Source organism: Nitrospirota bacterium (genome assembly GCA_037386965.1).
Taxonomy (GTDB): Bacteria; Nitrospirota; Thermodesulfovibrionia; order Thermodesulfovibrionales; family JdFR-86; genus JARRLN01.
Genome location: JARRLN010000082.1, coordinates 1 through 9379, shown reverse-complemented (window position 1 = coordinate 9379; position 9379 = coordinate 1). Strand labels below are relative to the sequence as shown.

Annotated in this window: 6 protein-coding genes; 4 read left to right on the top strand and 2 right to left on the bottom strand. The window is 66.2% G+C overall.

The window, feature by feature from the left end:
• On the bottom strand, nt 1-1053 hold a 1053-nt coding region (gene tal / locus P8Y39_11025; GenBank protein MEJ2192857.1), incomplete at its 3' end, for a transaldolase.
• Between the two features lie 312 nt (nt 1054-1365).
• Between tal and P8Y39_11020 the strand changes: the two genes are divergently transcribed.
• The gene (locus P8Y39_11020; GenBank protein MEJ2192856.1) at nt 1366-2475 is read left to right on the top strand and encodes an inositol-3-phosphate synthase; all 1110 of its coding nucleotides are present in this window, start codon (nt 1366-1368) and stop codon (nt 2473-2475) included.
• 264 nt (nt 2476-2739) lie between these two features.
• Here P8Y39_11020 and P8Y39_11015 read toward each other — a convergent pair whose 3' ends face one another.
• Nucleotides 2740-3315, bottom strand: a complete 576-nt coding sequence (locus P8Y39_11015; GenBank protein ID MEJ2192855.1) for a flavodoxin family protein — start codon at nt 3313-3315, stop codon at nt 2740-2742.
• A 162-nt stretch (nt 3316-3477) separates the two neighbouring features.
• Here P8Y39_11015 and P8Y39_11010 point away from each other — a divergent pair, with 162 nt between their 5' ends.
• The 3 genes from P8Y39_11010 to P8Y39_11000 all read left to right on the top strand — a co-directional run bounded on the left by P8Y39_11010 (nt 3478) and on the right by P8Y39_11000 (nt 9258).
• On the top strand, nt 3478-3810 hold the full coding sequence (locus P8Y39_11010; protein MEJ2192854.1) for an arsenosugar biosynthesis-associated peroxidase-like protein: 333 nt from the start codon (nt 3478-3480) through the stop codon (nt 3808-3810).
• Nucleotides 3811-3815: 5 nt separating this feature from the next.
• Nucleotides 3816-4739 (top strand): arsenosugar biosynthesis radical SAM protein ArsS, encoded by a 924-nt coding sequence (gene arsS, locus P8Y39_11005; protein ID MEJ2192853.1) that lies wholly within the window; start codon nt 3816-3818, stop codon nt 4737-4739.
• A gap of 169 nt (nt 4740-4908) precedes the next feature.
• Nucleotides 4909-9258, top strand: a complete 4350-nt coding sequence (locus tag P8Y39_11000; protein ID MEJ2192852.1) for a PEP-utilizing enzyme — start codon at nt 4909-4911, stop codon at nt 9256-9258.
• The last annotated feature ends 121 nt before the right edge of the window (nt 9259-9379 follow it).

Sequence of the window (9379 nt, the reverse complement as noted above, 5' to 3'; positions counted from 1 at the left end):
GTCGGAGAACTTCTTGACGCCTTCCTGCTCCAGCTCCCGGCAGACCTCCTCCATGTCGATGCCCACGGAGCCGAGGTCGCCCTGCAGGGCGCGGGCCCTGTCCAGGTCGTCCTCTATGGAGACGCGCACCGTGCCGTGGTCCCGGAAGGCGTCCATCGTCGTCTCGGGCATGGTGTTTACCGTATCGGGAGCAATGAGCTCCTGCACGTACTTGATGTCGCTGTAGGCGGGGTCCTTGGTGCTGCTGCTCCCCCAGAGGAGCTTCTGCCCCTTGGCCCCCTTTGCCAGGAGGCTCTTGGCGCGGTCCGAGGCCATGACCTCCTTGTAGTACTGGTAGGCCAGGCGGGCGTTGTCCACGGCCGCGCGGCCCCGCAGCTCCTTGGCCCCGGGGTTGTCCATCCTGTCCAGGTAGCCGTCCACCTTGGTGTCCACGCGGCTGACGAAGAAGCTGGCCACGGAGAATATCTCGTCGATGGGCTTGCCCTCGGCGAGCCGGCGCTCCAGGCCCTTCATGAAGACGTCCACCACCTCCTTGTAGCGCTCCACGGAGAAAAGCAGGGTAATGTTGACGTTGACCCCGCGCCGGGTGAGCTCCTCGATGGCCGGCAGGCCCTCCTTTGTGCCGGGCACCTTGACGAGGCAGTTCTTCCGGTCCACGGCGGCGAATATGTCGGAAGCCTCCTGTATGGTCTCCTCGGTCTTATGGGCCAGGTCCGGGGAGACCTCGATGCTCACGAAGCCGTCCCTGCCGTTTTTCTCCCGGTAGGCCCCGAGCAGGATGTCGGAGGCCTGCTTGATGTCCTCGATGGCCATGGTCAGGAAAATCTCCTTGTTCTCGGTCATGCCCTGCTCCACCAGGGCCTCCAGGGGCTGGTCGTACTCCGAGCCGCCGGAGATGGCCTTCTGGAAAATGGTGGGGTTCGACGTAACCCCCGAGAGGCCATCGCCCTGCACGAAGCCCCGGAGCTTGCCCGAGGCGATGATGTCGCGGCTGAGATAATCCAGCCAGACGCTCTGGATTTCGGAGAGCTGCTTCAACGGATTGGCGTTCATTTTCTTGGCTCCTCCTCAAAGCTGAAATCACCACGGAAAATGCGGGCCGCGGAACCCCGCGTTCCCTCTTTTGATGAAATTCTATCACGGAGTCGGCGGCCTGTCATGAGCCAATTTCCGGAGACGGAGGGACCCCGCCTCCACGGGCTTGCAAATGCAGGGGAAAAGATATAAAATTTGTGTGCCCCGCGTCGGCCCGGGGGTTATCTCGACCTTGGTGCGGGAAAGGGGAAGCCCGTGAAATCAATGTCTCATACAACGGTGACGTTCGTCTGCGGTGGCGGTGAAATGACTGCGGGAGGTACTTCGTAGATGGGGGGCAAGAAGATCCGGATTGCCGTTGCCGGAGTCGGCAACTGCGCCAGTTCGCTGGTCCAGGGCATTTATTACTATACCGAGGAGAAGAAACAGGACGCCATCGGCCTGATGCACTGGGATGTCGGCGGATACAGGCCGTCGGACCTGGAGGTGGTGGCCGCCTTCGACGTGGACAAGAGGAAAGTCGGGCGGGACGTGGCGGAGGCCATATTCTGCAAACCCAACTGCACCGCCTGCTTCTGCGACGATGTCCGGGCCACCGGCATCAGGGTCCGCATGGGCCGGGTGCTGGACGGGGTTTCCGAGCACATGCTGAACTACGCCGAGAGCCAGACCTTCCTTCTGTCAGACGAAAAGGAGCCCACGAAGGAAGACGTGGTGGCCGCCCTCAGGGACTCCGGGGCCGAGGTCCTCATGAACTATCTGCCGGTGGGCTCGGAGCAGGCCGTCAAGTTCTACGCCGAGTGCTGCCTGGAGGCGGGCGTGGCCCTGGTAAACTGCATGCCGGTCTTCATCGTAAGCAACGGCGAGTGGGCGGAGCGCTTTGCCCGGAAGAACATCCCCCTCGTGGGCGACGACATCAAGGCGCAGCTCGGGGCCACCATCACGCACCGCCTCCTGACCGACCTGTTCAGAAAGCGGGGCGTGCGGCTGGAGCGCACCTACCAGCTCAACACGGGAGGCAACACGGACTTCCTGAACATGCTGAACCGCGCGCGGCTCGCCTCCAAGAAGGAGTCCAAGACCGAGGCCGTCCAGGCGGTGGTGGGCCGGAGGCTGGACGACAAGAACATCCACGTGGGGCCCAGCGACTACGTGGCCTGGCAGAACGACAACAAGGTCTGCTTCATCCGCATGGAGGGCAAGCTCTTCGGCGACGTGCCCATGAACCTGGAGCTGAGACTATCGGTGGAGGACTCGCCGAACTCCGCCGGGGTGGCCATCGACGCTGCCAGGTGTGCCAAGCTGGCCCTGGACCGCGGCAAGGGCGGGCCCCTTTACTCTCCCTCGGCCTACTTCATGAAGCATCCCCCCCGGCAGTACCCCGATGACGAGGCCTACCGCCTGGTGGAGGAGTTCATCTCCGGCGCCCGCGAGGACTAGACACCAGTGCCCTTTCTCGGGCACCAGCGGGCACCAGTGCCTTTTCGGGCGCCAGCGCCCTTCCTTATCCCTAAAGGCTCTTTCAGCTTTTCTGCGGGTACTTATCGGCTTTCCCCTCCCCAGTTGCCTTTGCGAATCTCTCAGGGGGATACGCAGGGGGAACTCTTATAGCACTTCACGCGCCACACACGTAAAATTTCTTCGTTTTGTTTTTTGGGGGATACGTAAGGGGGACGCGAGTCCCCCTTACGAGTTGAGTCCCCCTTACGAGTGAAGCTTCTTCATCACCCAGGCCATGTTCCGCCCCAGCTCCCGCATGGTCTCCATCCCTTCGGCGTCCCCGGCCACCTCTCCGGGGTCGCGCCCCACCCCCAGGTTCCAGTAGCTCGACCCGGGCACGACCATCTGGCTGATGAGGAAGAAGTAGTTGATGGAGCTCAGGACGTGGGTGGCCCCGGCCCTCCTGACGGCGATGACCCCGGCGCCCACCTTCCGGCGGAACATGTGGTCGTTGGCGCGCGCCACCATACCGGCCCGCTCGATGAGGGCCTTCATGTTGGCGCTGAGGTCGGCGAAATAGGTGGGAGAGCCCAGGAGGATGCCGTCGGCCCCGAGCATCCCCTCGATGCACTCGTTGAGCATGTCGTCCGTGACCGAGCAGCGCCGGTCCTTGTTCTCGAAGCACTTGTAGCAGGCGATGCAGCCCTTCAGGTGCTTGCCAGCCAGCTGCACCATTTCGGTCTCGATGCCCTCGCTGCGAAGCTCCTTCATGGCGGTGTTCAGAAGAAGGGCGGTGTTTCCGTCCTTTCTGGCACTTGCGTTAAACCCGATGACCTTCATCGCGCGCCTCCTCCTCTCTGGCTTATGCCGTGGGGGCATTGTAACCCCTCCCCCGAAGGGCTTTCAACACGGGGGCGCGCCGCCCGGGGGTCGACACCCCCGGACAATTGTTTATAATGGGGAAAACGGCTTGCATACAGGCATAAGGGAGGAGAAAAGTCCATGGGTGATTATTACCGCGAGGAGGACCTGGCGCGCTTCGGCCAGATGGGAAAGCACAACCCCGACCTGTTCAGGAAGTTCATGGATTGGTACAACGCGGCCCTGGAGCCCGGCGCGCTCAGCAAGCGCGAGAAGGTGTTGATAGCCCTGGGGGTGGCCCATGCCCTTCAGTGCCCCTACTGCATCGACGCCTACGCCCAGGGCTGCCTGGAGGAAGGCATGAGCATGGAGCACATCACCGAGGCCGTGCACGTGGCCTCCGCGCTGAGGGGCGGGGCGGCCCTCATACACGGCATCCAGGCGCATAACGCGGTGGATAAGGTCTCGCTTTAGGACGGATGGACGCACCCGGGTTCATAAGGGAGAAGACGCTGCGGGCCGCGGGCCTGGACATCCTTCAGGTCAACCTGGGGTACCGCTGCAACATGGCCTGCAAGCACTGCCACGTGGAGGCCTCTCCCCAAAGAGCGGAGCTGATGGGGCCCGGGACGGCGGCCGAGGTGCTCGGGGTCCTGGACGCGTGCGGCATCCCCACGGTGGACCTCACGGGCGGGGCCCCGGAGCTGAACCCCTCCTTCAGGGACCTTGTGGAGGCCGCCCGCCGGAGGGGCCGGCATGTGATTGTGCGGAGCAACCTCACCATCTTTTATGAGGGCGGCATGGAGGACCTCCCGGAGCTTTATGCCCGCCTGGGCGTGGAGGTCGTGGCCTCCCTGCCGTACTACCTGGAGGAAGGCGTGGACCGGGTGCGGGGAGACGGGGTCTTTCAAAAGAGCATCGACGCCCTCCGGAGGCTGAACGCCCTGGGCTACGGGCAGGGAGGGGGGCTCGTGCTCAACCTGGTCTATAACCCCCAGGGGGCCTTCCTGCCGCCGGCGCAGTGCCGCTTGGAGGAGGACTACAGGCGAGCCCTCCGCGAGGGGTTCGGCATCGTCTTTGACCGCCTGTACACCTTCACCAACATGCCCATCGGACGTTTCCGGCAGTTCCTGGAGCGGACGGGGCAGCTTACGGCGTACATGGAGAAGCTTGCCCAGGCCTTCAACCCCGCCACCCTGGAGGGGCTCATGTGCCGCCGCCTGGTGAGCGTGGGCCCGGACGGGGCCCTCTATGATTGCGACTTCAACCAGGTCCTGGGGCTCGGCCTGCCGGAGGGCCTGCCCCGGCACGTGCGGGAGTTCGACCCTGCGGGCCTTTCCTCCCGGCCCATAGCCGTGGGGGAACACTGCCTGGCCTGCACCGCGGGGCAGGGCTCGACGTGAGTGGGCGCGGTGACGTAGCGGGCCGTGGGCCCGCAAGGGAAAGGCAGGACGCGGCGGGCACAGCACGCGGCCCCGCGGGCCGGCCGTCCGGGACGAGGGGCCGGGGGTCTTTCTTCCGCCTCTCGCGCTTTCCTTCCATTGCTATTTCTTTTGCCCGGAGGACCCGGCAGTGACGAAGCAGAATCCTATATGCACGCTGGATTTCCTGGCGGGCACCCTGGCCACCGCGTACAAGGGAATGGTGACCTCGCTGGTCATGAAGGACTTCTGCGAGGCCGAGGAGAACGGCACCAGGACCTTCACCGGGCGCATCCTCTCCATGCCCGGGGACGATTACGCCATCGTGCTTCTTCAGCGCGGCACAGAGCTGGACCGGGCGGGGATAAAGGACGGGGAGTTCGAGCTCCGCGCACCCGCCGAGGCGGTGGGGGAAGAGGGCAACCTTCAGCTGGACGTTCTCCGGGGGGCGCGGCACGTGGGGACGTTTCTTCTGAGGAAAGAGCAGCGGGGAGGGCCATACACGTCGGCCCTGGAGCTTTCCCGGGAGCTCAGGGACATGGACTTCAAGATGCTCACCGATATGGTCCAGGGCAGGCGGGGCCTGGAGCGGGCCGCCGAGGCCCTGGTGGCCTCCTTTCTCTCGAGCAAGCGGGACTGGCGAAAGCTCTCCGGGGACATACGCACCTTTGCCTCGGACCTCTTCTGGTATCAGCGGGGGGCCTTCTACATGTGGTTTCCGGTGCTTGCACGGTTTTCCGCCCGGGCCGCGGCGGAGGAGGCCCGGGGCTTTGGGGACAAGACCGTGATGAACGTCCTGGACCTGGTGGAATTGCCCCTGGAGAAGGAGGCCAAGGAAGAGCGGAAGCTCGCCCACGCCCTCTCGGCCTGGGCAAGGGAGGTGGAGGACGCCGGGGTGGTCCTGAGCTACCGCTACGGGCAGGCCATCCGGGTGCTCTCCCTCATGAGGGGGAGGGGCGTGGAGGTCCGGGGTCTGCTCCGGGGGATGCTCCAGTCCCTCGAGGGGGCAGACCCGCCGGCGGTGAGGGACGGCGTGGTCTTGAGCCTGGCCGCTTACACTTCGCCGGCCGTGGGGGAGGGGCTTCGGGCCTTCTCCCAGAGCAGGAAGGCCGGGCTCCGGGAGGGCGTGGAAAAAGCTCTCCGGGCCCTCTCCGGGGAAGGCGGCCCCGGGGAGGCGCTTTCCATAATGCAGGGCCTGGACGTCAGGCTCCTCGATGAGAAGCACGCCCTGGGGACGCTCTTTGACGCCGTGGAGAGCGCGGTGGGCAGGGCCCCGGGGGAGGTGCTCACGGGCGCGGTGCAGGAGGCCTTCGGCCTGATGGGAAAGGTTGCCCCCGAGGCCCGGGAGGAGTCCATGTCCCATGCCGCGGGGCTTCTGAGGAAGGCGGCGCAGGCCGGAGAGCGGGGGCTTGCCCTGGGCGTGCTCGGCATTCTGGATGCGGCGGGGCCGCCGCTTTCGGACATCCTCCTTGGCCAGGACATCGCAGGCGCGGTCCTGGGCGCGAAGGACCGGGAGCTCCTCGATGCGTACCGGGGGGCTCTCGCCAGGATACGGGTGCCGCCTCCCCGCCTGAGCGGGTTTTCCAGCGAGACCTGGGCGGAGAAGGCGAACCCCCGGCACCTGAGGCGGCTGCGGGGGTTTCTGCGGGTGCTGGCCGTCTCTCCGGGGGCCTTCCGGGAGGCGGCCTTGCACCTGGCGGCCAACCTTGTGCTGAGCGGTGTTTTCATCCCCGACGATGCCCTCTTTCAGCGGGAGGTCTCCCACTACCTGAACGCCGGGGCGCTCAGGGAGGACTTCCTTCCGGGCTACCTCATCCTCAAGCGCCTCCCGGTCTACTTCCACGACGTGGGCGCCTCGGGCAAGGTGCGGGAGCTGAGCACCGAGCTTGACGCCTGGGGGAACGACCCGGCCCTCTACTTTCTGAGAAAGCAGGTCCACGCAAACGCGAGCAACAACAACGTCCCCCTGGTGGAAAGCGTCATCCGCGCCTGGTACGAGGGCGACGCCGGGCCCCTGGAGGGACGGGTGCCGGAAGAGGTCCTGGAAGCTCTCCGCCCCGGCCTCCTCGAGGCCTACCAGGGGACTGCCCGGACTGTTCTCGAAGAGCTGGGGGCGGTGGATGGGGAAGGGCTCCACCCGGAGCGTCTCCTCGGGGTGGGGAAGGAGCGGGTCGAGGAAGCCCTTGAAGGAGCATCCCCGTCCGATGAAGTGCGCCGGAAGATGGGGTATCTCTTTGAGCTTTACCGGGAGATAGTCCGCAAATACGCCTTCCTGGGTGGGGCCCGTGGGGGCGGCAGCCTGGGGGAGGCACTGCGCTCCGCCCTGGAAAGGGCGGCCTCCCTGGCCGGGGTCCTCACTTCCCCGGAGAGGACCGAGCCGGAGGAGTCCCTGTACTTCAAGCGGCACATCGCCTTCGGCATACCTTCGGTCATCGGCACCTACCACGAGGCCAAGTTCGACGCCATGGGCGAGCTGCTGAGGGAGGAGGAGCGGGTGCGCGTCCTCCTTGAGGAGCTTATCGACAGGGTGGAGAGCGCGGGGGACGGGTTCGGCCGGGAGAAGACGAGGGAGTGGCTTTCCGCGCTTCGGGAGATGGCGGGGCTCTTTGAGCTTCACGGGCTGGGCAACGCCCGGGTGCGGGAGCTGGTCGGCCTCCTCGGGGTGCGGGGCCTCAGGCTCTCCCAGCTGGTGGACCTGCTCAGGATGTGGCAGGGGGAGCTGACCTGGCTCATGGAGACCCTGTACCGGGACTTTCAGGGGCCGGTGCTCCGGCTCCTCGGGGAGACCCCGGTCGATGAGCTGCCGGAGCATCTGCTTCGCCTCCGCCCCGGGGAGGAGGGCTTCCGCGACCGCGCTCTGGACGTGCTCATCCGTCAGATAATAAACGGCATCGCGGGTTTCGAGGAGCTGGACAGGCTCCTGAACGCCCTCATAAGGGCCCTGGGCATGCGGGTGGCCAAGGGGGAGGATGAGGAGGCTCCGGACGGGGAGGAGGCGCCGGAGAGGGCCTTCTACGTGCTGGATGAACTGGGCCCGGCCGATGCCAGCCTCCTGGGCGCGCGGCTCGGGAGCAAGGCCAATAATCTCGTCTATCTCCTCCGGAGCGGACTGGACGTGCCCCCGGCGGTGGCCCTCCCCTCCCTGGGGGCCGGGGACTACGCCGCCCGGGTGCGAAGCGCGGAGTGCGAGAAGACCCTGAGGGAGGCCGTGCAGGCCTTGGAGGGGAAATCGGGCGCCGTCTTCGGAAGCGGGGAGAACCCCCTTTTCCTTTCGGTAAGGAGCGGCTCCTATGTCTCCATGCCGGGGATACTGGACTCGGTGCTGTACGTGGGGATGAACGAGGCCACCCGGGCGGCCCTGGAGAGGCGGTCGGGGGATCCCTGGCTGGCCCGGGACTCGGAGCGGAGGTTCCTCGAGCATTACGGCTCCATCGTGCTGGGCCTGGGGACGGAGGAGTTCGACCGCGTGAAGGAGGGGGTGCTCGCCCGGCGGGGGGCTTCCTCCACCCGGGAGCTCGGGGCCCCGGAGATGGCCGAGCTGACGCGCCGGTACCGGGAGATGATGAGGGCCGCGGGCAAGGACGTTCCCGATGACGTGTATCTTCAGCTCAGGGGCGCCGCGGAGGGCGTCTACGCATCGTGGCACAGGCAGCGGGCAAGGGACTTCCGGGCGGCCACGGGGGTCTCGGAGCACTGGGGGACCGGGGTGCTCCTCATGCAGATGGTCTACGGCAACCAGAAGGAGGCCGGGGCCTCCGTCTTCTTCACCAGAAACCCCCGCACGCTGGGCAGGGAGGTCTACGGGGAGACCATGGAGCAGGCCACGGGCGACGAGCTTGTCTACGGAAGGTCCGCGGGCCGCCCCATCGCCCGGTGGCAGGGGGAGGGGAGCCTGGAGGAGACCGACCGGGAGCTCTTTGAGCTTCACGCCCGGGCGGCCCGCCGGGTGGAGGAGGCCATGGGCGGGATTCCCGAGGAGGTGGAGGCCGCGTACCGGCGGAGGGAAGGGCGCCTCTATGTGCTTCAGACCAAGCGGATGGAGTTCCGGAGCCGGGAGACGGACAGGTTTCACGAGGTCTGCCGGATGGAATCGAACATCGTGGGCCGGGGCATCGGGGTCTATGGAGGCGCCCTGAGCGGCGCGGCCACCTTCGCCCGGACGGTGGAAGAGCTCCGCGGCCTCCGCGAGAAGGCAGAGAGGCCCCTCATCCTGATACGCAAAGAGACCAGCACCCGGGACGTGGCCCTCCTGGCCGAGGTGCAGGGGATATTGACGGCGGTGGGCGGGGCGGCCTCCCATGCGGCCATCCTGTCGCAGAAGTTCGGCATCACCGCCGTGGTGGGCTGCACCGGCATGCTCCTCGGAAAGGACCCGGCGACGGGAGAGCCCCTGGCCCGGGTGGGAGGGTACGAGATACGGGAGGGGACGCCCCTGTCCATAGACGGCTCCGACGGGCTGGTCTATACGGGGGTCTGCGAGTTCATCGTGCGCAAGGAATAGCGGCAGCCGCCGGAGTGTGCTGGGAAAAAACCCGTGCGGAACGATATAGGTTTCATTCATGATGGAGAAGCCACTGGTGGCCTGGTGGCTTTTGTGGGAGAATGGACGCACGAAAAATAAG